1 pseudogene is annotated in these 674 nt (G+C 57.6%); it reads left to right on the plus strand.

Annotation, left to right across the window (positions count from 1 at the left end):
- Positions 1–674: pseudogene (locus tag ACX3P0_RS25310) on the plus strand (hypothetical protein); the annotation flags it as partial.

The raw sequence follows: 674 nt of genomic DNA on the forward strand, positions 1-674 counted from the left end.
CGGCAAAATGTCTATGAAGGTGAGCACCTGCCGATCATCGATGCCGATACGTTCGCCGAGGTTCAGGCGCTGTTGGCGTCTCAGGCATCGACGCCACGCGGGAAAGCAATAGCGAAGAGGGACGCTCACCTCCTCACCGGTTTGCTGTTCGACGATAGCGGGGATCGCATGAGCCCAACGCATGCCAACAACAAGGGCAAGCGCTATCGCTATTATGTGTCGCGCAGGATCATCGATGGCAAAGCAGCTGGATCGGATGGCTGGCGCATCCCGGCGCGCGAACTGGAAGGCGCTGTCCATAACTTTGCCGTCCATCTTCTCAGCAATCGATCCCAGCTTGCTATCTGGATTGGGGATCATGCATCATCCAGCCAAACTCACTCCGGCTTGGCCGCAGCAGATGCTATGCTGGGGAAGCTGGAAGAGGAGCAACCGGCTGCAGCAGAGCGGGATCTGTTCAAGCTGCTCTTTCGATCGATCACATTGACGACCACCACGATCCGGTTCGGCGTCAATGGATCGGCGATGGTCCGCATGCTGGTCGATGCAGATGGAGGCACTCAATCATCCGCCAGCGATGCCGATGAGGATGGATCAACGGCAATCACCCTGGAAATGCCGATCTTGCTCAAGCGCCGCGGCAACGAACAACGCCTGATCATCGATTCCGGTTT

The sequence above is a fragment of the Mesorhizobium sp. A556 genome (genome assembly GCF_054489545.1).